Source organism: Streptomyces sp. UH6 (assembly GCF_013421635.1).
Classification (GTDB): Bacteria; Actinomycetota; Actinomycetes; order Streptomycetales; family Streptomycetaceae; genus Streptomyces; species Streptomyces abyssomicinicus.
The window spans coordinates 21962-43457 of sequence record NZ_JACADT010000002.1; the positions used below are offsets into that span (position 1 = coordinate 21962).

Annotated in this window: 21 protein-coding genes and 2 pseudogenes; 9 read left to right on the forward strand and 14 right to left on the reverse strand. The window is 70.0% G+C overall.

From position 1 onward, the window contains the following. Positions 1-8: 8 nt before the first annotated feature. The 6 genes from HW445_RS00385 to HW445_RS00410 are packed head-to-tail and all read right to left on the reverse strand — an operon-like array spanning position 9 to position 5771. Positions 9-1190, reverse strand: coding sequence for a cytochrome P450 (locus HW445_RS00385; protein WP_180218997.1), 1182 nt, complete (start codon positions 1188-1190; stop codon positions 9-11). After that, a complete protein-coding gene (locus HW445_RS00390) occupies positions 1187-1795 on the reverse strand; it encodes an ATP/GTP-binding protein (RefSeq protein ID WP_180218998.1) in 609 nt (202 codons plus the stop codon). Before HW445_RS00390 ends, HW445_RS00385 begins: the two co-directional genes overlap by 4 nt. After that, the gene (locus tag HW445_RS00395) at positions 1773-2126 is read right to left on the reverse strand and encodes a DUF742 domain-containing protein (protein WP_180218999.1); all 354 of its coding nucleotides are present in this window, start codon (positions 2124-2126) and stop codon (positions 1773-1775) included. Before HW445_RS00395 ends, HW445_RS00390 begins: the two co-directional genes overlap by 23 nt. After that, a complete protein-coding gene (locus tag HW445_RS00400) occupies positions 2123-2536 on the reverse strand; it encodes a roadblock/LC7 domain-containing protein (RefSeq protein ID WP_180219000.1) in 414 nt (137 codons plus the stop codon). The genes HW445_RS00395 and HW445_RS00400 overlap by 4 nt, the downstream gene beginning before the upstream one ends. Then, positions 2533-3918, reverse strand: a complete 1386-nt coding sequence (locus tag HW445_RS00405; RefSeq protein WP_180219001.1) for an ATP-binding protein — start codon at positions 3916-3918, stop codon at positions 2533-2535. Before HW445_RS00405 ends, HW445_RS00400 begins: the two co-directional genes overlap by 4 nt. Continuing rightward, the gene (locus tag HW445_RS00410) at positions 3918-5771 is read right to left on the reverse strand and encodes a glycoside hydrolase family 15 protein (RefSeq protein WP_180219002.1); all 1854 of its coding nucleotides are present in this window, start codon (positions 5769-5771) and stop codon (positions 3918-3920) included. Before HW445_RS00410 ends, HW445_RS00405 begins: the two co-directional genes overlap by 1 nt. A 1008-nt stretch (positions 5772-6779) precedes the next feature. Here HW445_RS00410 and HW445_RS00415 point away from each other — a divergent pair. Beyond that, positions 6780-8165 (forward strand): tetratricopeptide repeat protein, encoded by a 1386-nt coding sequence (locus HW445_RS00415; RefSeq protein ID WP_180219003.1) that lies wholly within the window; start codon positions 6780-6782, stop codon positions 8163-8165. 72 nt (positions 8166-8237) lie between these two features. Continuing rightward, complete coding sequence (locus HW445_RS00420) at positions 8238-8720, forward strand: SAM-dependent methyltransferase (RefSeq protein WP_180219004.1); 483 nt, start codon at positions 8238-8240, stop codon at positions 8718-8720. 398 nt (positions 8721-9118) lie between these two features. Here the strand turns inward: HW445_RS00420 and HW445_RS00425 are convergent, their stop codons facing one another. Continuing rightward, positions 9119-9760, reverse strand: a complete 642-nt coding sequence (locus HW445_RS00425; RefSeq protein WP_180219005.1) for a hypothetical protein — start codon at positions 9758-9760, stop codon at positions 9119-9121. A 113-nt stretch (positions 9761-9873) separates the two neighbouring features. Between HW445_RS00425 and HW445_RS00430 the strand changes: the two genes are divergently transcribed. The 4 genes from HW445_RS00430 (at position 9874) to HW445_RS00445 (ending at position 14101) form a co-directional block, all read left to right on the forward strand. Continuing rightward, on the forward strand, positions 9874-11127 hold the full coding sequence (locus tag HW445_RS00430) for a Twin-arginine translocation pathway signal (RefSeq protein ID WP_180219006.1): 1254 nt from the start codon (positions 9874-9876) through the stop codon (positions 11125-11127). A gap of 6 nt (positions 11128-11133) precedes the next feature. Continuing rightward, the gene (locus HW445_RS00435; RefSeq protein WP_180219007.1) at positions 11134-11451 is read left to right on the forward strand and encodes a 4a-hydroxytetrahydrobiopterin dehydratase; all 318 of its coding nucleotides are present in this window, start codon (positions 11134-11136) and stop codon (positions 11449-11451) included. Positions 11452-12810: 1359 nt separating this feature from the next. Then, positions 12811-13470: a transposase gene (locus HW445_RS34230; protein ID WP_180219008.1), complete on the forward strand. Its 660-nt coding sequence runs from the start codon at positions 12811-12813 to the stop codon at positions 13468-13470. Positions 13471-13513: 43 nt separating this feature from the next. Further along, positions 13514-14101, forward strand: coding sequence for an SMI1/KNR4 family protein (locus HW445_RS00445; protein WP_180219009.1), 588 nt, complete (start codon positions 13514-13516; stop codon positions 14099-14101). A gap of 101 nt (positions 14102-14202) precedes the next feature. Here HW445_RS00445 and HW445_RS00450 read toward each other — a convergent pair whose 3' ends face one another. From HW445_RS00450 to HW445_RS34335, 3 genes are read right to left on the reverse strand one after another with little or no spacing between them, the layout of a single operon-like run. Further along, entirely contained in the window at positions 14203-14373 is a 171-nt protein-coding gene (locus HW445_RS00450) for a hypothetical protein (protein WP_180219010.1), read from the reverse strand. Further along, on the reverse strand, positions 14370-14555 hold the full coding sequence (locus HW445_RS00455; RefSeq protein WP_180219011.1) for a hypothetical protein: 186 nt from the start codon (positions 14553-14555) through the stop codon (positions 14370-14372). The genes HW445_RS00450 and HW445_RS00455 overlap by 4 nt, the downstream gene beginning before the upstream one ends. Then, positions 14530-14712, reverse strand: a complete 183-nt coding sequence (locus HW445_RS34335; RefSeq protein WP_180219012.1) for a transposase — start codon at positions 14710-14712, stop codon at positions 14530-14532. Before HW445_RS34335 ends, HW445_RS00455 begins: the two co-directional genes overlap by 26 nt. A 460-nt stretch (positions 14713-15172) precedes the next feature. Between HW445_RS34335 and HW445_RS00465 the strand changes: the two genes are divergently transcribed. After that, positions 15173-15580, forward strand: a complete 408-nt coding sequence (locus HW445_RS00465) for an RICIN domain-containing protein (RefSeq protein WP_180219013.1) — start codon at positions 15173-15175, stop codon at positions 15578-15580. Positions 15581-15799: 219 nt separating this feature from the next. Here HW445_RS00465 and HW445_RS00470 read toward each other — a convergent pair whose 3' ends face one another. The 3 genes from HW445_RS00470 to HW445_RS00480 all read right to left on the reverse strand — a co-directional run bounded on the left by HW445_RS00470 (position 15800) and on the right by HW445_RS00480 (position 19275). Further along, complete coding sequence (locus tag HW445_RS00470) at positions 15800-17200, reverse strand: S8 family peptidase (protein ID WP_180219014.1); 1401 nt, start codon at positions 17198-17200, stop codon at positions 15800-15802. Positions 17201-17403: 203 nt separating this feature from the next. Then, complete coding sequence (locus HW445_RS00475; protein WP_180219015.1) at positions 17404-18174, reverse strand: serine protease; 771 nt, start codon at positions 18172-18174, stop codon at positions 17404-17406. 354 nt (positions 18175-18528) lie between these two features. Then, complete coding sequence (locus tag HW445_RS00480; RefSeq protein ID WP_180219016.1) at positions 18529-19275, reverse strand: hypothetical protein; 747 nt, start codon at positions 19273-19275, stop codon at positions 18529-18531. A 389-nt stretch (positions 19276-19664) separates the two neighbouring features. Here HW445_RS00480 and HW445_RS00485 point away from each other — a divergent pair, with 389 nt between their 5' ends. After that, positions 19665-20390, forward strand: coding sequence for an HNH endonuclease family protein (locus tag HW445_RS00485; protein WP_180219017.1), 726 nt, complete (start codon positions 19665-19667; stop codon positions 20388-20390). Between the two features lie 107 nt (positions 20391-20497). Here the strand turns inward: HW445_RS00485 and HW445_RS00490 are convergent. After that, a pseudogene (locus HW445_RS00490) lies at positions 20498-20620 on the reverse strand (transposase family protein); the annotation flags it as partial. A gap of 11 nt (positions 20621-20631) precedes the next feature. Between HW445_RS00490 and HW445_RS00495 the strand changes: the two are divergent. After that, positions 20632-21306, forward strand: a pseudogene (locus HW445_RS00495) (HAD family hydrolase). The last annotated feature ends 190 nt before the right edge of the window (positions 21307-21496 follow it).

Consider the following 21496-nt stretch of genomic DNA (forward strand, 5'->3'; position numbering starts at 1 on the left):
GATCTCCTTCATGCCGTGGCGGTGGGGAAGCGGACGGGGAGGCTGGCAAGGGCCCGGTGGAAGGGCCCGGGCCGCCAGAGAAGTTCGTCGGGGCTGCAGGCGAGGTCGATCTCGGGCAGGGCGTCGAGGACGTAGTGGATCGCCGTCTCGGCGATGAGGTAGGCGTGGCCTCGCGCCGGGCAGCTGTGAGGGCCGGCACCCCAGGACAGGTGAGCGCGGTTGCCGAGCGCGCTTCCGATGGACGGGTCGGTGTTGCAGGCCGCCATCGAGATGACCACCGGCTGGTGGGCGGGCAGGTGGTAGCCGTCGAAGTCCACGGGCCGCGGGGGGTAGGACATGCAGAAGTTGGCCAAGGGCGGGTCGCGGTACAGGATGTCGTCGAGGGCTTCGCGCACGGAGGTGTCGCCGCCGTGCAGGTCGCCGGAGAACTGCGGGCTGGTCAGCAGCCGCAGCAGGACGTTGACGATCAGGTGGGTCAGCGGCTCGATGCCCGCCCCGTACAGGGTGATGACCTGGTGGACCATCTCCAGGTCGTCGAGTCGGGTGTCGTGGGCCAGCAGTCGGGTGGTCACGTCGTCGCCGGGTGTGTGGCGGCGCAGGGCGACGAGGTCGGCGACGGCCTGAGCCAGGATCTGGTTGCCCGCCGTCGCGTTCACCCCGTCGAAGATCTTCGCCATCCCGTCCGCGATGCGGTGGCCGATCTGGTCGGGGCAGCCGAGCAGCTCGCTGAGGACCCGGAAGGCGATGGGCCACGCGTACTGAGCCAGGAGATCGGCCGAGCCCTGATGGAGGAACTCGCTGATCGTCTCGCGGGCGACCTTCTCCACCAGGAAGCGCAGGGCGTGCTGGTCGACGGCGTCGAGCGCCGCGGTGTTCGCCGCCCGGTAGCGGGCGTGTTCGGAGCCCGCAGAGCGCAGGGCGTTGGGGCGCCACTCCATCATCGGCCGGACCGGGCAGGTGTCCGGGATCGCCGCCTGCCACGCGCGGGGGTCGGCGGGAAACCGCATCGGGTCGCCGAGGATGCGGCGGGCCTGCTCGTAGCCGACGACCAGGGTGGCCGGCACGCCGGGGGCGAGGTCCACGGGTACGAGGGGACCGAATTGTTCGCGCATACGCCGGTAGGCGGCGTGGGGGTCCGAGGCGAAGTCGTCCTCGTACAGGGGGATGCGGTAGGTCTCGGCGCTGCTCACGGTCGGTGCTCCAGGGACGGGAGGGGGCGGGTGACGTATTCGGCGAGGGCGATCAGGGCCCGCAAGCAGGAGCCGAACTCGCGGGCGTCGCATTCGGTCAACGGTGTGTGGGCATCCAGGGCGAGGGCCTGCCGCACCTCCGCGAGGGGGTAACGGGGGGCGTCGTCGAAGAGGTTGATGGCGACCGCGTACGGCGTCCTCTGGGCTTCGAGGAGGCCGAGGATGTCGTGCGAGGAGTCCAGGTCGCGGGTGTCGGCGAGGACGAGCGCGCCGAGGGCGCCCTCGGTCAGGTCCTCCCACAGGGTGCGGAAGCGGACCTGGCCGGGGGTGCCGAACAGGTACAGCACGAGCTGGTCGTCGAGGTGGATGCGGCCGTAGTCCAGGCCCACCGTGGTGGTGGTCTTGTCCGGGGTGCCGGCCAGGTCGTCGACGGTTGTGCTGGCCCGGGTGATCGGCTCCTCCATGCGCAGGGGAGCGACTTCGGAGACGCTGCCGACGAAGGTGGTCTTGCCCACGGCGAAGGCTCCGGCGATCACGATCTTCGCGGAGTGCGTCACCGTGGGCTGGACGAAGTCCACGCCGCTACGCGAGCGCGCGAAGTCCATTGAGCACCCTTTCCATGAGAGTGACCTCGGGCTGGTCGGTTGCGGTGGAGGCGGGGGCGGCGAGCAGGCCTTGGTCCATGAGGTCGGCGACGAGGATCCGTGTGGCCGACGGGGGGAGGGCCAGGGCGGCGGCGATGTCCGCTACGGCCAGGCCGCCGCCGTGGGAGGGCGCGAACAGGGCGAGGATGCGCCGGGCGTCCGGTCCGAGACCCTGCCGGGTGCCGGTCGCGGCGAACACCAGGGTCTCCAGGCGGACGTCGTGACTGGGCCGGGTGCGTCCGCCGGTGCGGATGTACGCCCTGACCAGATCCGGGTCCTGCCGCACGTTCATGCCCGCGGGACTTCCGCACCGCCGGCGGCCCGGGCGTCGACGTCCAGCTCGCGGCCCACGCGGGAGGCCAGGCTGTGGGCGGCCTCGCTGACCAGTCCGATGTCAGCGTTCGGCCCGTCCGTCTTCACCACGAGCATGGAGTGCTTGCCGGCCTGGGTGATCAGGGTGATGTGCCTGTCCGCCTCGATGAGGACCTGCCGCACCCCCTGGCCTTCGGTTTCCTGTGCGTAGGCGCGGGAGGCGCCCCGCAGTGTGGCCGCCACGGCCGCGAGCTTCTCGGCCTGGTCGCGGTCCAGCTCGCCGGTGTGGGCCTGGAGCATGCCGTCGGAGGAGACCAGCAGCCCGAAGTCCACTCCGGGCACCTTCGCCAGATCGGCGAGCAGCCAGCCGAGGTCCGTGTGTTGCGTCATGAGGAGTGTCCTTCGTCGGTGGAGGAGGGGCGGAGGGGGGATTCGCCGTCGCGGGCGCGTCGTGTGCCTGCGGCCCAGGCCGCGATGACGCTCGGCCGTCCCGGCTCGACGGCACGGGGCCGCGGTGGCGGGGCCGCGGCGGAAGCGGGGTTGCGTGTGCGCATGGTGAGTCCGCTGGCCGTCGTCCGCGGAGAAACCTGTGCGTCGGCCTGCCCGGGGACCGAGGGCACCGGCGCGAGCATGGGAACACCGGAGGGCTCGGCCACGTGCCGGGCCTCGGGCTCAGGCTGCGGGGCCGGGGCGGCGGTGAGGAGGTTCTTCGGGATGAAGAGCAGCGCCCGTGTGCCGAGGAAGGCGTTCGGCGCCTCCAGGTCGACGCGGAACCCGTACGCCTGGGCGAGGGCGGCGGCGACGCGGAACCCGGTCTGCGGGTGCTCGCCGAGTTCGGTCAGGTCCTCTCGGCGGTTGCCGGACAGGATGTCCCGGGCCTGGTCGAGCTGTTCAGGGGTCATGCGCAGTCCGGCGTCGTCCACCAGGACGGTCACCCCGTGGTGTCCCTCCTGGAAGGACAGCTGCACGGTGGCGTTGGGCGGCGAATAGCGCAAGCCGTTGTCCAGCAGCAGCGCCAGGGTGTGGACGACGGGGCCGACCGCCCGACTGGTCACCGCCGTCGGCAGCTCCTGGGCGCGCACGCGCTGGTAGTCGCCGACGTAGCCCATCGCCGCCCGCACGACGTCGGTCAACGGGGTTGCCGGCCACCGTCGTGTCAGCGTGCCGCCGGCCAGCACGGTCCAGCCCTGGGCCGCCAGCAGCATCTGCTGCACGGTGTGATCGATGCCGACCAGCGTCTCGAACGCGCCGTCGTCCTGGTGCCGGCGCACCCCCTCGCTGACCTGCCGACCCACCTTGGCCGCCATTCCGACGAGCGAGGAGGACACACTGCGCACCGCCGCACGCGTCGCGCTGACCGCGGTCGACCGGACACGCTCCATCTCCTCGAGCACAGCCGCGTGCACCTGCTGGACTTCCTCCACCGCCGCGGCCCGAGCCTGCTCCGCCTGCGCGCGGGCGTCGGCGCGGACGTCGTAGACGACGGCCTGCACGGTCTCACCGGCGCGGGCGGCGACCTCGGCCAGCCGCCTGCCGACGGCGGTGCCGGCCAGCTCGCCGGGCAGATGCAGCGGAGCGTCCTGTCCGCCGGTCTGTCGCATGCGGGGAATCGCCTGCTGCGACAGGTGGTCCAGGGCGTGCTCGACGGCCTGCTGCTGCCGGGCGAGTCGCCCGGTCTCCCGGGCAGCCGCCTGCCAGCGACGCCGCATGCGCCACCCCCACAGCAGCCCGGCGAAGGCCAAGGCACTCAGGACGGTCACGACGATGTGCATCAGACCCCCACCGCCGTCAGCGCCGCTTCGGCCACGACGGGGACACCTGCGCCCAGCCGCTGCAGCAGAAGCGCCGACTCGTTCAGCCCCATGTGGCTGAACGCCTGCGGGAAGTTGCCCAGTTGACGTCCGGCGACGGGGTCGTACTCCTCGGCGAGCAGCCCAAGGTCGCTGCGCACGGTCAGGAGGCGGTCGAATAACTGGCGGGCCTCGAAGAGGCGGCCGGTCAGAGCGAGAGCATCGACCATCCAGAAGGAGCAGAGGACGAAGGCGCCCTCGTCACCGGCCAGGCCGTCGACACCGGCCACGGCGCCATGGGTCGCGTATCTGCGGACGAAGCCGTCCGGCGAGGACAACTCCCGGCGGACCGCGTCCACCGTCCCCACCACCCGCGGATCGTCTGCGGGCAGGAAGCCCACGCGAGGGATCAGCAGCAGGGCGGCGTCCAGCTCGGCCGAACCGTAGGACTGCGTGAAGGTGTTGCGCACCGGATCGAAGCCCTTCTCACAGACTTCGTGGTGGATCGCCTCGCGCAGTTCCATGAGGGCGACCAGGTCGACGTCCAGCGCGCCGGCCTCGGCCAGGCGGATCGTCCGGTCGACCGCGACCCAGGCCATCACCTTCGAGTGCACGAAGTGCCGTCGCTCCCCGCGGATCTCCCAGATGCCCTCGTCCGGCTCCCGCCAGCGCTCCGCGAGACCCTCGATCAGGCGACGGTGCAGGACCGCGGTGTTCCCGCAGTGCGCCACGCCGCCCCGGTGAGCGAGGTAGAGGGTTTCCACCACCTCGCCGTACACGTCCAGCTGCAGTTGGTCCGCAGCGGCGTTCCCGACCCGCACCGGCGCCGAGCCCTCGTACCCGGGAAGCCAGGGAAGCTCCCACCCCCGCAGGTCACGCTCCCCCGTCACGTCGTACATGATCTGCAGCTTCTCCGGATCGCCGGCCACCGCCCGCAACAGCCACTTCCGCCACGCCCCGGCCTCCTGCCGGAAACCCGTGCCCAGCAGTGCGGCCAGGGTGGTTGAGGCATCCCGAAGCCAGGTGTAGCGGTAGTCCCAGTTCCGGCTGCCACCGATGGCTTCCGGCAGCGAGGTGGTCGGCGCGGCGACGATGCCTCCGCTCGGAGCGTAGGTGAGCGCCTTCAACGTGATCGCGGACCGGATGACTGCCTCGCGGTCGGGCCCGTGGTAGGAGCACTGCGCGGTCCAGTTCCGCCAGAAGGCGAGGGTCGCATCCAGCGCGGCGACCGGGTCGGATACCTCGGGTGCGGCACCGTGCGAGGAACCCCAGGTCAGCAAGAAGGCGACACTGGCACCTGCGCCCACGGCGAAGGAGCTGACGATCACGCCGTCTTTCTCCCGCTGCTCAACGGGGCTGTCGAGCCACAGCGCGTCGGCGCCGGCCTCGGCGATCACCCGCCCGTCCACCGGGTGGATCCACGGACCGACCCGGCCGTAGCCTGGCCGCGGCCGCAGCGCAGACGTCATCGCCACCCGGCCCGAGATACCCTCGACGATCCGGATCACCTGCGGTGCACCATGGCGCGGGGGCATGAAGTCGGTGACCCGGGCTGAGCCTGCCGGCGTGCGCCACACCGACTCCAGGACCAGCGAGTCCACGAGATAGCGGCGCTTGGTCACCGGCTCTCCGTCAGCGGTGCCAGTGGGGGCTATGCGCCAGGTGCCATGCTCTGGCGTGCCGAGCAGAGCGGCGAAGACCGCGGGCCGATCGAAGCGCGGCAGGCACAGCCAGTCCATACTGCCGTCCTGGCTGACCAGGGCGGCCGTTTGCATGTCACCGATGAGGGCATAGTCCTCGATCGGCGGACGGCGGGCTGGCAACGAAGTGCTCATGAGGTGCGGGCTCCTGGTGAGGCGAAGAAGGTGTCGGACGCGGGGGAAGTCGAAATCCAGGTGCGGTGCGGGGCGGCCGCTGAGGCGGCGGGGGATCGATCACGAGATGTCCTCACGTGAGGGGGGCGACTGCGAGCGGCACGGGCTCCGGTGAGGGGCTGCCGGCCGCCGGACCGGCTGGGCTCCGGTAATCACCGGTGCCAGGGAGGCTCGCTGAGAGGAAGGGACGCGGTCCGTCGGCGTGCCCGGGCCCACAGCACGCTCGCCGTAGAGGACCAGCCACGCCATCGAGCCGATGATCAGCACGATCAGCGCTGCTCCGGTGACGGTCATGACGGGGGAGTGGAGGCGGCCAGGACCAGGCAGACGAGAGCCGTGACGAAGACCGCTCCGCGCAGCGCATTGATCCCCGCTCCACCGAGGTCGGACAGGTGCCGGCCGTTGAGGTACGGAACTGTTCGCCCGCACACCAGCCACGAGGTCCCTGGTCGCTTCGGCGAGCGACAGCAGATACACCCTGCTGTCCATGTAGCCCTCGGGCACGCTGTCCGCGGCGAGACGCTGCGCACGCCGAAGCTCTGGTGCCTCGGGCGGGAGCAGCACTGCTAGCACGCAGACGTGGCCGCGCAGACGCAGAACCAGGTCCGTCACATCGGCGGCGCTTTCGGGCACCGGTGAGTCCTCACCCAGGACGAGCGTCACCGTCTCCATCGCGGCCACCGTTACATCGCGCTGGCCGCTCGACGCGACCGTTCCCTCCAGCTCGCCTCGATCACGGCGTTGGCCTTCCTCCCCACGAAGGGCCAGCAAAGGGCGCATGGAGCAACTCCTGTTCAAATCAAGCCAACTTGCGCGGCGAACGGGATGCCGCAGCGGCGGCTGACGTGCAAAGTGGGTGATCGGATCGCTACGTTGAGCGAACCTGGAATCCCGGCCGAGCGGTATTCCCATGCGGCCGCCAAGGCCGCCAAAGGCGCCAAAGATCATTTCCGACCCGAGGGGCAGTCCATGGCCCGCACACGCAACGTCGCTCTCGCCGCGCTCCTGCGGGAAGCGGGCTGGTCCCAGCCCCAGGCAGCGGCCGCGGTCGCACGAGTGGCCGCGGAGTGTGGCGCCCGTGAGCTGGAGGCCGTCTCCCGGTCGCACATCTCCATGTGGGTCCTGGGGACGAGACCGAGCGGGCAAGCGCCGCATATCCTGCGCGAGACGCTGTCCCGCAGACTCGGCCGCCGCCTCACCCTGGCCGACCTGGGGCTGGAGGACGAGCCGGAAGGCACGCCCGACAGCAGCTTCGACTGGAGCGTCGACCCCGTGACCGTGCTGGCCGAGCTGGGAAGCGACGACCTCGATATGCACCGACGCAAGCTGCTGGCGACCACTGCGTACTCCGCCGTCGGACTCGCACTGCCCGCCGCCTCGTGGTGGGCGGCGGCCCCCGCGGCAGCGGCGCAGCGCCCGGCTCTTAGCCAACGGCAGGTGTCGCAGACAGACATCGACGACGTCCGCGCCCTGACGGCCTTCTACTCCGCCCGCGATCAGCAGCGCGGTGGCGTCCTGGGCCGCTCGGCCCTCGCCGGCCACCTGCGCGATGAAGCCGTGCCCCTGCTCGGCAGCCGCTTCCGCACCGAGCAGCTCCGCCGCAACACATACTCGGCCGTCGCGGAGTTGACCTACCTCGCCGGCTGGATGGCCTTCGACGCCTCCGAGCACCGCACCGCCCAGCGCTACCTCACCCTGGCCGCCCGCATCGCAGCCGAAGCCGACGACGGACCACTCGGCGGCCACATCCTGCGCGCCCTCGCCCACCAAGCCGTCGACCTCGGGCACCCCCACCGAGCGCGCGACCTGGCCGACGCTTCCATGTCCCGAGTCCACTACGGCCAGGCCAGCCACCGTGAGAAGGCCCTGCTGGCGATCGTCCACGCCCGCGCCCTCGCCGCCGACGGAGACCGCGCCGGCAGCCTCGCCGCCATCAGCCGCGCCGAACGAGACCTCTCCCACGCCCAAGGCGAGGCGCCTAGCCGCGTCGAGTTCTTCCAGGAAGCCTCGCTCGCCCACGAAACGGCCTGCGCTCTGCGTGACATGGGCCAGCCGGCAGACGCGGAGAAGCACTTCAAGCGCAGCGTGGCAACCCGCCGCCGGCAGCAGTACGCCCGAACTCACAGCGTCACCCTCGGCTACCTCGGTGCCGTCCAGGTGCAACAAGGCCGTCTCGACGAAGCATGCGCAACCTGGGCCCAGGCGCTCGACGCCATGTCCGGTGTCCAGTCCGGCCGCGCCCGAGACGTCATCGTCCGCATGCGAAGCGACCTCTCGCCCGTCCGACAACGAGGCGGGCGCCACGTGGCCGCTCTGGACCACCGAGCGCAGGACATGCTCCGAGCCATAGGGTGACCGCGGCGCAGCTAAGCAACCGCGCGCGGCAATCGCCGAACACACGAACACAAGGGAGAGGGACGGGCACCGATGACGACGTACGAGGTGGAATCGATCGCAACAGTCGTCGGAGGCCACACCCGCGTTCTGGACGATTACCAGGGCGGCATTAAGTCGATCATCCGCCTCAATGACGCGTATCCCCTCGAAACCCTGCAAGGTATCGAGGAGTTCTCCCATCTGACCGTGACGTGGCGCTTCCACCTGGCGCACCCGGACGACGTTCAGCTCCATGCACGAAGCCCGCGGGGGAATCCCGCCTGGCCGGCGACCGGAACGTTCGTCCACCGCAACCACCGGCGCCCTAACCAACTCGCGATCAGCTACCCGCGCCTCCTCGGCGTGGACGGCAGAAGCCTCGTGGTGACGGACCTCGACGCTGTCGACGGGACCCCGGTAATCGACGTGGCTCCGTACTTCGAGCAGATGGGTCCGCGTGGCCCGATCCGTCAGCCCTCGTGGCCCGGCGAGATGCTGGCGTCTTACTGGCTGGCCGCTGAGACCCGCCAGTGACGCCACCTCCTGCCAGATTGCCGACAGGCGAATCAGTTGGGCGATCACGAGTGCCTGCTGCACCACGCAATGTCCTGTGTAGGAGAAGTGCGGCGCCAGCCGGTGACTGCCGGGCAGCCGCTGTGAGGGTGCGGTCAGGCCGTAGTCCGCTGCTTGCGGAGTGAGGCCGATGGGGTTCGGAGATGCGCTGTCGGTCACCCAGCCTGCAAGGCTCCGGTCGGCCAGCGTGGCGGATGGCCAGCGCACGCTGCTGATCGCGTCGCAGTCGCTCCCCGGTCGGAGGTGCCACGTCGCAGGTCTGCCCACGATGGTCCCTGTGCGAGTGGGCTGCAGGACGGGGCGGAAAGGCGCGCGCCCCTGTGGCCGGCCTGCCAGCCGCACTGTGTGCCGAAGCCCGGTCACGGCTGGTGGGCATTCGTCGACGCCAGGCCGAAGTCCGGTTGCCCGTCCAGATCTGCTGCGGCTGCTTCCTGGGCGACTGGGGCGACGCGCCGGATGAGGTCAGCCACGCGGCCGGTGCTGCACAAGTCGTGTCGGTGTTTCGGTAGAAGCACCCAGTGGGAGCCCGGGGGGTCCGTCCGCTTCAGGGCCGGGACGCCGAGATAGACGCCGTCGCCCAGGAGGTGGACACCGTCTCCTTCGGACCACCCGCTGGCGCTCCACCAGGGCACCAGGGCGTAATAGACGCCACCGGAGGCGCGTTGGTCTCGGATGACCGGACCGTTGAGACTGGAGCGGAGGACTGCTGCGAGGCGGCGGCCGTCACTGTCATCGACATCGAGTGCCGAGTGCACGAGTGCGACAGGGATGCGGACGGCGGAGAAGTGGCGACCCAGCGGCAGCAGCGTGACCCCCTGGTCGCGCCACTCCTCGAGTGCCTTAGCGGGCTCGGAGCGCGCGCTGGCCAGCCATGCCTCGATCGTCCGAGTGGTCGCTGTGGCGGGCCCGCGTTGCGGCAGCGCCGGGAGAGGCATGCGGTCCATGGCGGCCCTTCGACTAGGGGGTGTCTGTTCCGGCTTTTCGCGTGCGGCGTCAGCCACCTCGAGATGATGGGTCGTGCCCGTTAGCCGGAACCAGGCCATCGCGTGGCCACGTGCGGCCACGTCGTGGCCACGGTCGCGGGTGGATGTAACGAGACCGGAGACTGGGGAGCATGGGCCGCAACGACGCACTGCGTGCAGCGAGACTCCGCAAGGGCTGGCGAACGATGGAGCAAGCAGCCGAGCGGATCACCGCTCACGGCCGGCAAACGCTCGCAGATCCCCACTTCAACGTGTCCGCTCGCACATGGAGACGCTGGGAAGGGCAGCGGCCCGGCTGGCCGTCGGAAGAGACAGCGATCGTCGTGCACGACGCGCTGGGCCGGTGGCCGGAGGACCTAGGTTTCCCGCCTCCGCCGGGGTGGATCCGCCCCGAGCACCACACAGAGGACACCGAAGAGCAAGTGAAACGCCGCGCGTTCCTATCTGTGACCGCCGCCGCACTCGTCGCCGGCCCGATCACGCCCCAACACGTAGATCCCGCACTGATCGATTACTTCGAGCAGCAGCTGGAAGGCCACTACCGCGCCGACATGTTCCTGGGCCCGCATGACCTGATCGGCACCGTCTCCGCGCAGTACCAGTTGATCGACAAGCTGGTCCGCTCCGCGCAGGGCGAGACCAGGCGGGGCCTGCTCCGCGTTGGTGCCGCATACGCGGCCCTGGTGGGCTGGCTCTACCAGGACGCCGGCGACCTGGACGGCGCGGCCTTCTGGCGCGGCATCACCCAGGAGGTCGCTCTGCGGTCGCGGGATCCGCATCTGATTGGCTACTCGCTCGTGAACCAGGCGCAGGTGCGTACCGATCTCGGGGACGGACCTGCCGTCATCGATCTGTGCGAGGCGGCACTCGACGAGCCGCGGACCGTAGCGCCCAAGGTCCGGGTGATGGCCCTGCAGCAACAGGCGCATGGGGCCAGCCTGACGAACGACCGCCAAGGCGTCGACCGCCTCATCGCCGAGGCGGAGAGACTTCTCCCCCGAGTGAACGACGAGTTGCCTTGGGGCAATGCGTGTCGGCGAACCCCGGGCTATCTCGAGATCCAACGTGCCACCTGCTACGGCCGACTCGGCCTGGGCGCCGAGGCGGCGTCCCTGTGGAAGCAGGTCCTGCTCCAGGTACCGGAGACTGCTCGTCGTGATCGTGGTGTCTACATGGCCCGGCACGCCATCGCGGCCGCAGGGGCCGGCGCCCCCGACCACGCGCTCGAGCTGGCTCGCCCAGCAGTCAGCATCGCCGCCGAGACCCGGTCGGCGCGCATGGAGCGTGAGCTGCGACATCTGCGACAGGTCATGCGGCCGTGGCACAATTCCGCGGCTGGCCGGGAACTTGCTGATGTCCTCGCCCCGGTTACCCAAGGGAGCTGATGAAGTATGGCCGAGACGCCTGTGCGGCTGACCGAGCCTGAGATCGACGCAGCCTTGGCCGAGGTGCCAGGTTGGCGGCGCGAGGGTGACGAAATCACCCGCACCTACGAGATTCGCTACCACGGTGGCGTCGCGCTGATCGTGCACGTCGCCGACGTCGAACGGCTCATCGGCCATCACGCAGACATCGACCTGCGCTGGGGGTCTGTGCGGTTCGCCATCACGACGCACGATGCCGGCCACAAGTTGACGCAGGCGGACTTCGATCTGGCCCGTCGGATCGACGCCATTGCGCGCGCTCACGAGGCGGCGCCGGTTGAGTAGCCCCTCGCCTCCCGTAGAGGGCGAGGGCATCGCTGAAGCGTTGACCGGAGCTTGCACCTGAGCCCCGCCTGGAAGGCGGGGGATGACCGGTTTACACGTACCAGCGCTTTTGACCAGTCGCGCCGCTGCAGAGGACGACCGGGTTTACCGGAGGGGCATCCGGCCCATTTCGGGCTCAGGAGGCGCTGGCGCATTGCTGACTGCCGAGGACGCAGGTGGGTCTGCAGCCGCCTCATTTTCTCCCAGTGAGGGCGATGAGGCTGGGGCGGTTGGTGGGTGACGAGCGCATGGGCCGTGTCCGGGAGAAGTCGTGGCCCTACGGGGCGCTGGGGCAGGGCGCTAGGGAACGCGGCGACGAGCTTGCCGGGCCGGCCTCGGAGTGCGTGCAGCCGTGGTTCGGCGAACACTGAGCGTTTTCAGCGGGGCCACCGATCGGGTGATGGCCTCGGTCCCCGCAACGGACAGGGCCCCTGCGCCGTTGGGTGAGGTGTTCGAAGTCTCAACCTGCCGGTCCAGGAGCCTGTTGGTTCCCTGTCCTGCCGCACTCGACCTGCCTCGCCAGGACCAGCCCGGCCGTCCCGCGCCGCCAGCCCGCTCCGGCCGGGGATCCGGTGGGCGGTGGGCCTCCGACGTGTGGGCGCAGCAGGGCGGTTGAGACGCCCGGCCCGGGGCGGGGCCTTCGGCCCTGTGGCCGTGCTGGGAGTGTGCCGGCGTATCCGGGCCGGGGAGCGGGGCGGGGCCTGCCTCTGTGGGGCATGAGGGCTTTCCCCGGGGTGTCACGTTGTTACGCCGGCCTCTCCCTCTCTCTGGGCGTTGTTTTCGCAGGTCAGGAAGGGGTTCGGGGAGAACGTGACAGGCGGCGTGACAGGGGAGCGGTCCGCGGGGGCCTGGCACACCACGGCGGTGAGGTCAGTGGTCGTCCATGAGGTCGTGGTAGGCGGCCGCGGCTCGCTCTCCAGCTCGTCCTCGATGGACCGGACGGCCTTCAGGGCCTGATCGTCGAGCCGCTCGGCGCCAGGACCTCCAAGAGGTCACGGCCGCCGAGCTCCAGGCGCAACTGCTGGTCGGGAAGGCCGCCGCAACGGGGCACCCGCTCTCGACCGGCACACGAAGGCGCGCGGCTTCGGCGAGGCACTCCACCGTGCCCTCCTCGACGACGCCCATGCCGAGGAGCACGCGGGCGTCCGCGCCGACAAGTCCGTCGACTACCTCTGGCATGCCGGCGACGGCCGCACCATCGTCGCCGACTGCAAGTCGTACAGCCGCCGTCCGGGAGAGGGTACGGATCTGCCGGGTGGCAAGGGTCCCGCACCGCGGCCCGCGCCGGCTGCTCACGCCCGTACCAGCTGATCAAGGCAGGTGGACCCTTGGGCCGACCTCCCGCACCGTCAAACTCTTCGCCGACGCAGCCACCCGGAGGACCTCTTCCGCGGGCAGTGGCAGGGCCGGCCGTCCAAGCTGGACGCGTTCAAGCCCTCCCTGGATGACCGCTGGAACCAGGGCTGCACGAACGCCTGGGCGGTATGGGAGGAGCTTGTGCCGCTCGGCTATCAGGGCAGCTACCAGCGCGTTCGCGCCTACTTCCGGGAGAAGCGGACCTCTCCCAACCCCGTTACAGCTCGGCCACCGTCGCCCCGTGTCGTCGCCGGCTGGATCGTCCGGCGCCCCGAGACCCTCCCGGAGATCGATTGCCTTCGGCTCAAGGCCGTTCTGGCCCACTGCCCCGAACTCGACGCTCTCACCACTCACGTCCGGTCCTTCGCCCAGATGCTCACCGAGCGCCAGGGCGAACGGCTTCCGCAGTGGCTCGACGCCGTCCGGCGCGACGATCTCCCCAGCCTCCACACTCTGGCCGCAGGCATCGAACCTGACCGTGATGCCGTCATCGCCGGACTCACCCTCCCCTGGAACTCCGGCGTCGTCGAAGGACACGTCAACCGGATCAAGATGCTCAAACGCCAGATGCTCGGCCGAGCCGGCTTCGCGCTCCTGCGGAAGAGGGTTCTCCTGGCCAGCTGACCACAGCCACCCATAGGGTGATGGGGACGAGAGAAGATGCACCATGGATCCCCGCATATCCCGCCTGCGTCGCAAGCTGGCCGCGATCCCGTTCCAACCACTGCGCAGCCACTCCTTCGGAGAAGAGCAACACAAGTTCCGCCTCGGTCCGAAGCTGGCAGAAGCCCGCGTCGCTGCGTTCGAGGCCGAGCACGACATCGCCCTGCCCGACGCCTACCGGCAGTTCCTCACGCATATAGGCGGCTCGGGCGCGGCGCCGTTCTATGGCCTCATGCCGCTGGAGCGGTGTTCCCTGCTGGTCATGAACCCGCGTGAGGAACCAGGGGCACCCCGCGGATTCGACGACGCAGAACCCGGGGGTCACGGAGGCGACCTCTTTCTCCACGTTATCGAAATGGGCTGCACCGACGTATGCGTCATCGCGGTGACCGGTCCCCTCACCGGCCGCGTCCTCATCGGCAACAGCGACGGGTTCTGGGGCCCCAACGTCTCCTCCGCCACCGACTTCCTCGACTGGTACGAACGCTGGCTCAACTACATGAGCGCCGGACGCGACAACCGGGCCCTCGAACTCACCTCACCCCAGCTTCGCGCCCATCCAAACCGCCATTGCATGGCTCCGAAGACCTGACTCTCCGTAACCACTCCACGGAAAGTGAGCCAGAACCGCTTCTCGTGAACATAGCCAGGGCGGTAGCAGAGGTGGACAAGGGGTCAGGGCCGGGCCCGTGGTCAGGCCGACCCTGCCGGACAAAGAGGCGCGTCGTCGGCCTGCTGGCGGCGTCGGCGGGCGGCCTCGGCCCAGGCGTAGAACGAGGATCTGGCGACGTTCAGCAGCTGGCACAGGAGAGCGGCACCGAAGGTGGTCTTCTCCGCCTCGATGAACCGGTAGACATCGGTCATCGATCGCTCTCCTTCGCGAAGGAGACCGCCGCTTTGCGCAGCGCCTCAATGGTCCTGGCTTTCTCGGCGTTCTGCCTGCGCAGCCGCTTGAGCTCGTCACGCTCGGCCGAGGTCAGCTCACCGGGACGGCCGTGGCCGCGGTCGGCCTTCGCCTGCTCACCCAGCCCCGCAAGCCTCAGCACTCACGCTGAGGTCACGGGCGACCTCGGTGACCGTTCTGTCGGAGGCCAGCGCCAACCTGACGGCATCCCGCTTGAACTCGTCCGTGTACCGCCTGCTGCGGTTGCTCTTGCTCGACCTGAACTGCTTCCCCTGAGACCCATCCGTCCTAGTGTCCACGTGTCCAGGTCAACGGGGGAGCTTCACCGCAGTCGCTTCCGCAGCCTCGAGGTAGCACCTGAGGTGGGACACCTCAATTGCCATGCCGGTGTCTGGCCAGGCAGGAATAGCCTCGCTTGGAGCCCACGAGTCCACCGAATGACGCAACTGGCCGGAAGCGTCCGCCGTTGCGGCAAGAGCCGCCGCGCGCTCCAGCCCCGCACATCGCATCGGCGCTCAGCAGCAGGGGGGAGCGACGGATGTGCGCGCCTTCTGCAGCACACCCGTCCTGCGGGGCGCGGCCTCTTGCGGTAGGAAAAAAAATGGACCGGCTGCCAGCTAGGCAAGCCGCAAGAGAATGGTGCATGGCATGAAACGACGCATGATGGCGTGCGCGGCGGTTGCTGCGGGCGCTTGTGTGGCCTCCCTGCCGAGCGCGTCGGCGACGGCAGCTTCACTCCCCGGGGCACCGGTAGTGATCATGAACGCGACGAGTGGGCAGAAGCTGATCCCGGACGGCTACGGGAGCGACCACCACGACGAGATAGTGGTGTGGGCGAACAAGTACGAGGAGCTTCCCGGCGGCAAGCGCTGGTCGCTGGAGCCCACGGGGAACGGCTCTGTGCGCATCCGTAACCGGGACACCGACAAGTGCCTCGCCGTGGCGAAGAACCTCCAGTGGGGAGGCCGAACGGCTGTCGTGCAGAGTGAGTGCAGGAACTCCCCCAGCGTGGAGTGGGACCTGCGCGACAGGGGCACGGGCTACATGATCGTCAATCGTGCGGTCAACAAGGCGATCACGCCCTTCGACACGGGCGGGAACTACTGGGTGGTCCTGGACACACCGGGTGCCGCGGCCAACCAATTGTGGAACTTCCCCGTCGACTGATTCCGGGCCGGGCGGGCGCCTGCGCCTGTGAGACGCCGGCCAACCCCGGGACTGGCCGCGCTGTCAGGAAGCCCGCGCCGACCGTCGTGGGATGACCGGCGCGGTTGGTCGTTGGCAGGGCACGGCGTTGTCGGGCTCCGCGACCGCCCGGGAACACAGAGTCGGCCTGGGATCGAGGGCAGTGCGGGGCCGGGCAGGAGCGCCGACGGGCGGCCGTGGTCAGGTGAGGGAGCGTACGGCTGCGGTCGCGTCGGCGAGGCCGGCTCCGCAGTCGTCGCCGCAGCTGGTGATGGGGCTGGCCGTGGTGGTGATGACGTCCTGGACCTGGGCGGGGGTGTGGTCGGGGCGCAGTTGCAGGATGAGGGCGGCGAGGGCGGAGATGTGGGGGGCGGCCATGCTGGTGCCGACCAGTGCGTGGTAGGTCTCCTGGCCTGGGGTGGTGGTGCCTGTGTTGTGGGTGGAGAGGATGCCGTCGGCGGGGTTGTCGTTGAAGGTGCCGCCGGGGGCGGTGATTTCGACGGCTGCGCCGTAGTTGGAGTAGGAGCCGCGGTTGCGGTGGCGGTCGCTGGCGGCGACGGTGATGACGTTGTCGCAGTTGCCGGGCTGGTTCGTGGCGGCGTCGGCGTTGGCGTTGCCTGCCGAGGTGACGACGGTGGTGCCGCGGCTGACGGCGTAGTTGATGGCCAGCTGGGTGATGGTGGCGCAGGGGGCCGGGCCGCCGATGCTCATGTTGATGACCTTGGCCGGGGTTTTGTTGGCGGGGACGCCGGGGACGGTTCCGCCGGCTGCCCAGATGATGGCCTCGGCAATGTCTGAGGTCAGGGCGCCGCAGGCGCCGCCGACGCGGACGGGCTGGACCTTGGCGTCGTGGGCGGTGCTGGCGACGCCCTTGGCGTTGTCGGTCTGTGCGGCGATGGTGCCGGCGACGTGTGTGCCGTGCCAGTCGGAGTCGCGTGCGGGGGTTCCGGGGGCGCAGGCGCCGGCTTCCGCCCAGTTGCCGGGGTCGTGGTAGTCGGGGTCGCGGCCGTCGCCGTCCCTCGCGCTGGGGGCGTGGCTGAGGAAGTCGTAGCCGTCGACGACGTTCGCCTCGAGGTCGCTGTGGGTGGCGTAACCGGAGTCGATGACGGCGACGGTGACGCCGTTGCCGGTGGCGCGCGGCCAGGCGGGTGGGACGTTCATGCCCGCGTACTCGTCCCACAGATCCCACTGCTCGCCCCAGCGGGGGTCGTTGGGTTCGGCGGTGGTCTGCAGGATGTGGTCGGGTTCGGCGTAGGCGACGTCCGGGTTGGCGGCGAGCTGCTTGGCGGCGGCGGTGAGGGCGGTGGCCGGGCTGTTGTCGGGGAGGGACAGCAGGACGGCGCCGGTGGCCAGGCGTCGCTCGAACGTGTAGGTCGGTGTTGCTCGTTGCTGTGCGTGCAGGGAGTTCTTGACGGCTTGGTCCGAGGTTGCCTGGGGTGTGCCGGGTTTGTAGCCGACGATCAGCTGGTGGGGCAGGGCCGTGGACGGTGTCGCCGCTCGGTGGGAGGTGGCCTGGGCGTGGGTGGTGAGCAGGCCGGGCAGAGCGGCGACGGCGAGAGCGACGGCGAGGGCGGTGGCGGTGAGCCGGGTCGGGAGGAGCACGGCGAGGTGCCTTTCTGTAGAGGTGCATGGGGGTGTCGGAGCATGGAGAGGGCCCTCGAGCGCACAGGGCTGGGTGTGCGGAGGCGGGGCCAGTGGGCTGGGGCCGGAGGGCTGCGTCCCTGACCGCCACGAGCCGGGCCCGAAGGACGCGGGCCGTGGCGGCGCCGCACTGCGCCCGCCCCGCCGGTGGCGGGGCGGGCCGGTCAGAGGATGCCGGCGTCGCGGAGGCGGTCGGCTGCCTGGCGGGTGAGGTCCTGGTCGCGTACGTGCGCGCAGATGGAGCTGATGCGGACGCCTTCGTTGGCGCCTGTGACGGCGGCGCGGTGGAGGGCGAGGACCTGCCATTGGTCGTCGTAGACGGGTGAGCCGGAGTTTCCGGGTTCGGTGTCGGTGCCGTAGTGGATGCGGTCGGTCAGGAGTTCGGTGATCAGGTTGTTGCGGATCGCGGCCTCTTTGCGGCGTCCGGCGGGGTGGCCGATGACGTTGACGGGCTGACCCAGGCTGCCCTGGCCGGGTTCGCAGTTGAGGCGGTTGACGCCGAACTCGTCGCCCGGCAGGCGGCCGCCTTCCAGGGGCTCCAGGGCGACGATGGTGTAGTCGAGGGGCTTGTGGGTGAGGAAGACGGTCCTCGGGGCGGCCTTGACCTTGATGACGTGCGCGGGACGGCCGTCGGTGTCGAGTTCGTAGAAGAACTCAGCGGTGGCGGTCTCGGCGACTGCCGGGTCGGACAGGACGTGGTTGTTGGTGAGCATCAGGTCGGCGCCGATCAGGAAACCGGTGCCGTAGCCGACGTATCCGGGCTTGCCGGAGACCGGGATGACGATCCGGGCGATGGTCCGGGCTGCGCGTGCCCCGCGGGCGAGGAAGTTGACCGGGAGGAGGTCGTTGGTGCCGATGATCCTGCGCGGGGTGGGCACCAGCGGTGCGGCGGTGCCGGTGTCGAGGCTGAGGACGGTGTCGGACTGTGCGGACATGAGACACACACCTTTCAAGGCAGTGGGGGTAGAGGCCCGTTGGCGCGGCTGGCATCTGGGGGAGCCAGGTTCCGGTGCCGTGAGGGGTGCTCGGGCGCGGCCTTGAGGGTCCAGCCGCCGGCGCCCCGGGGGGCGACAGGCATGGTCTTGCCTCCCCCGGGGGTGGGCGTCGACCCCGGGTAACTGATGCAGGCCGCGACCGTCGCTGCGCGGGCCGGGCGTCGTCGGGGACGGGCATGCCGTCAGGGAGGGCCTGGCTATCGGGCGCGGTGGAGAGGCGTGCTGGTGTCCTCGGTCAGGCGGTGGCCGGCCCCGCACGCTCCCGGTGTGCGGGGCCGGCCGGTTGTGGGCGGGTCAGTTGCCGATGACCTGGAAGCTGAAGGGGCGGGAGTTGAGGCCGCCGGCCTGGTCACCGGTGGTGATGATGATGTGGTCGTTCTCCTGCACGGCGATGTGCGAGTTGTCGCGGAGGTTCCAGCCGTCGTCGGTGAGGTTGGAGGTGGCGCTCGGCAGGTTGCGGAACGGCCGCTGGAAGGTGATCTTGTAGCGGCCGTTGCTCACCTTCTCCGCGAGGAAGTTGCCACTGCCGCTCTGGACGTTGCCGTCCTTGTCGACGTTGCCCCACACGATGCGCGGTCCGGCACCGGAGACGCCGCCGGATCCCTCGTCGGGGGTGCCGCCGGTGCGGCGGAGGTGGAGGGTCTGGCCGTAGTCGGAGCGCAGCCAGATCCTCTGGTTGTCGGCGGTGCCTGCGAGGTCCTCGTTGTCGAAGACGTGCTCGTCGGCGCCGGGGTTGACGGTGATGACCGCGCGCTCCAGGCACCAGCCGTCGCCGCCGGTGTAGCGGATGTAGGCGGGGTAGCGGTCCAGGTCCGCGGTGGTCAGCTGCGGTGTACGGGGGTCGTTCCACTCGGCCTCTTCGACGTTGCTGTCCTCGCCGAAGACGAATTCCTGAGTCTGGGCGCGGCGGAAGTCGCTGCCGGTGGAGTCGAGGACGAACTCGCGTCCGGCGATGCCGAGGTAGACGTAGTTGTCCTTCGTCTGGGCCTCGGCGACGTCCGCGGTCCAGATCTTCGCGACGATCTTCGTGATGTCCGTCATGGCTGGCTCCCTGTTCTGTGGTGAGGTGCGCGGCTGCCGGCTGGAGCAGACCGTCGGCGAGGTCCACCGCCCCCGGGCTTGAGCGATGTCCGTCGGGGGGTGGCTGCGGCGGTCGGCGGGTGCAGTCCGCGTCCGGACCGGAAGTGGCCGAGCCACTCGAACCAGTCCGTCACTCTAGGTATCCCCTCACTTACTCGGTGTAGCCATTCATGTGGAGGCACTTATTCCGCTCGTGCTCCCCCCGCCGCACCACCAGCACGCCCGACAGCATCCCGTCACCACCGACTCGCCCTTTGGTGGGGTTTGAACACCCCTTGCGCAGGAGAGCCCCAGCCGGCTCCCCGCTATCTCTCAGAAGGTGCACACCCACGAGCAAACGGGAGCCTTCGATGCGTCACCTCGCCCGCCACGCCGCGATCGCGGTCGCAACAACCCTTACGGCACTGGCGGCTTCGGTAGCCGCCCTCGCCGCGGCACTCCCGGCCTCACCCCTCGAGCACACCTCGCAGGCGGCAGCCGCCGGACCTGCGCGCACCACGGCAGTAGCGGCGGTGACGCTGGCGCTGCGGGAAGCGATCGGCCGGCTCCGTGTCGCCGAGGAGGACCGCACCGGCTACGACCGCGATCGCGAGTTCGGCTCAGGCTGGATTGACGCCGACGGCGACGGCTGCCGCACCCGCGCCGAGGTCCTCCTCGAGGAAGCCGTCACCCCGCCCGCCGTCACCGGCCGGTGCACCCTCACCGGCGGGACCTGGTACTCCTGGTACGACGACCAGACCGTCACCGCCACCGACATCGACCACGTCGTCCCCCTCGCCGAAGCCTGGGACTCCGGCGCCAAGCAGTGGACCCGCGACAAGCGCATCGCCTACGCCAACTACCTCGACGACCCCCGCCACCTCGAAGCCGTCAGCCAGCGCTCCAACCGGCAGAAGGCCGACCAGGACGTCGCCGAATGGCTGCCCGCCGAATCCGCCCGCTGCCGCTACCTCACCTACTGGGTGCCCATCAAGCTCACCTGGGACCTCGGCGTCGACCAGAGTGAACTCGACGCACTGAACACCCTGGCCGCCGCCTGCCCCGACAGTGACATCACCTACGACCCGGTCCCCTGAAACAAGGCGGGACGCCGGCGGGGCACGGCCGGGCGCCTCCGCGCCGACGCGTCAGGAGCCGCCTGCCGTCCCCGCCCCGCGTGAGACCAGTGGACCCAACAACGCGTACGGGCGGCCTCCATGAGAGTCGGGGCGAGTGCGGCCAGGAGGTCGACGGCTTCGGCGACGTATCGGTAGGCGGTCGTGGTGCCGACTCGAAAGCCGGCCGCGAGCTGGGCGTAGGGGTGGCCGCAAAGGTGTGATGTTCGACTTTTCTGGAACACTCTTCCGGATCGAATCGGCCGGGCAGTCGCTGAACGTGGTGACGGCGAGTGCCGGTCTGGCTGTGCCCGACGAGGAACTCGATGCGTGCGCCGGCCGCCTGGAAGAGTTCGGGGCTCAGCCAGGAGGGGTGCCGCCGCGCCGAGTGCCGTCTCATCTGGAGGCACTGTGGCGCGAGCGTGATCTGACTGCCGAACGACACCGGGCCGCCTTCACGGCCCTCACCCGGGAAGCCATGCCGCCGTTGCCCGACCTGGCTGAGGCCCTGTACGACCGTTCTCAAGTGTCCGGGGCGTGGCAGCCGTATCCCGACACCAGGGAAACCCTCCATGCCCTGCGCGGGCGAGGCATCCCAGTCGCCGTCGTGAGCAATATCGGCTAGGACATCCGTCCCGTCTTCCGTGACCACGGTGTCGATGACCTCGTGGACGCCTACTTCCTCTCCTTTGAGCGCGGGGTGAAAAAGCCTGATGCCCGGATCTTCCAGATGGCGTGCGACAGACTCGCGGTGGCGCCCGGCGACGCGCTCATGGTGGGCGACGAACGCATAGCGGATGTCGGCGCCACCGCGCTGGGGTGTCGGGTTCACTTGGTTGATCCTCTGCCCGTGGACCGGCGTCCCAGCGCACTGGCCGAAGTACTCGGACTCCTTTGACACCACCAGACGGTTGATTCCTTGCGACGTGTACCCCCGCCTGACCTGCAGCGATACCCTCCCGAAGGGAGGGCGGGAGATGGCGCCCCCGGCAGGACTCGAACCTGCGGCCAAGCGCTTAGAAAGCGCCAGAGCAGAGCAGGCGCTTTCGCTTGTCCAGATCGACCGATCGGTGGCTGGGCGTCAGTGA

What these genes read in the sequence shown, in the direction of transcription:
- HW445_RS00390 (WP_180218998.1), bottom strand. Translation starts at nt 1,795, where the DNA reads ATGGACTTCGCGCGCTCGCGTAGCGGCGTGGACTTCGTCCAGCCCACG.
- HW445_RS00395 (WP_180218999.1), bottom strand. Translation starts at nt 2,126, where the DNA reads ATGAACGTGCGGCAGGACCCGGATCTGGTCAGGGCGTACATCCGCACC.
- HW445_RS00400 (WP_180219000.1), bottom strand. Translation starts at nt 2,536, where the DNA reads ATGACGCAACACACGGACCTCGGCTGGCTGCTCGCCGATCTGGCGAAG.
- HW445_RS00405 (WP_180219001.1), bottom strand. Translation starts at nt 3,918, where the DNA reads ATGCACATCGTCGTGACCGTCCTGAGTGCCTTGGCCTTCGCCGGGCTG.
- HW445_RS00410 (WP_180219002.1), bottom strand. Translation starts at nt 5,771, where the DNA reads ATGAGCACTTCGTTGCCAGCCCGCCGTCCGCCGATCGAGGACTATGCC.
- HW445_RS00415 (WP_180219003.1), top strand. Translation starts at nt 6,780, where the DNA reads ATGGCCCGCACACGCAACGTCGCTCTCGCCGCGCTCCTGCGGGAAGCG.
- HW445_RS00420 (WP_180219004.1), top strand. Translation starts at nt 8,238, where the DNA reads ATGACGACGTACGAGGTGGAATCGATCGCAACAGTCGTCGGAGGCCAC.
- HW445_RS00430 (WP_180219006.1), top strand. Translation starts at nt 9,874, where the DNA reads ATGGGCCGCAACGACGCACTGCGTGCAGCGAGACTCCGCAAGGGCTGG.
- HW445_RS00435 (WP_180219007.1), top strand. Translation starts at nt 11,134, where the DNA reads ATGGCCGAGACGCCTGTGCGGCTGACCGAGCCTGAGATCGACGCAGCC.
- HW445_RS00445 (WP_180219009.1), top strand. Translation starts at nt 13,514, where the DNA reads ATGGATCCCCGCATATCCCGCCTGCGTCGCAAGCTGGCCGCGATCCCG.
- HW445_RS00450 (WP_180219010.1), bottom strand. Translation starts at nt 14,373, where the DNA reads ATGACCGATGTCTACCGGTTCATCGAGGCGGAGAAGACCACCTTCGGT.
- HW445_RS00465 (WP_180219013.1), top strand. Translation starts at nt 15,173, where the DNA reads ATGAACGCGACGAGTGGGCAGAAGCTGATCCCGGACGGCTACGGGAGC.
- HW445_RS00475 (WP_180219015.1), bottom strand. Translation starts at nt 18,174, where the DNA reads ATGTCCGCACAGTCCGACACCGTCCTCAGCCTCGACACCGGCACCGCC.
- HW445_RS00480 (WP_180219016.1), bottom strand. Translation starts at nt 19,275, where the DNA reads ATGACGGACATCACGAAGATCGTCGCGAAGATCTGGACCGCGGACGTC.
- HW445_RS00485 (WP_180219017.1), top strand. Translation starts at nt 19,665, where the DNA reads ATGCGTCACCTCGCCCGCCACGCCGCGATCGCGGTCGCAACAACCCTT.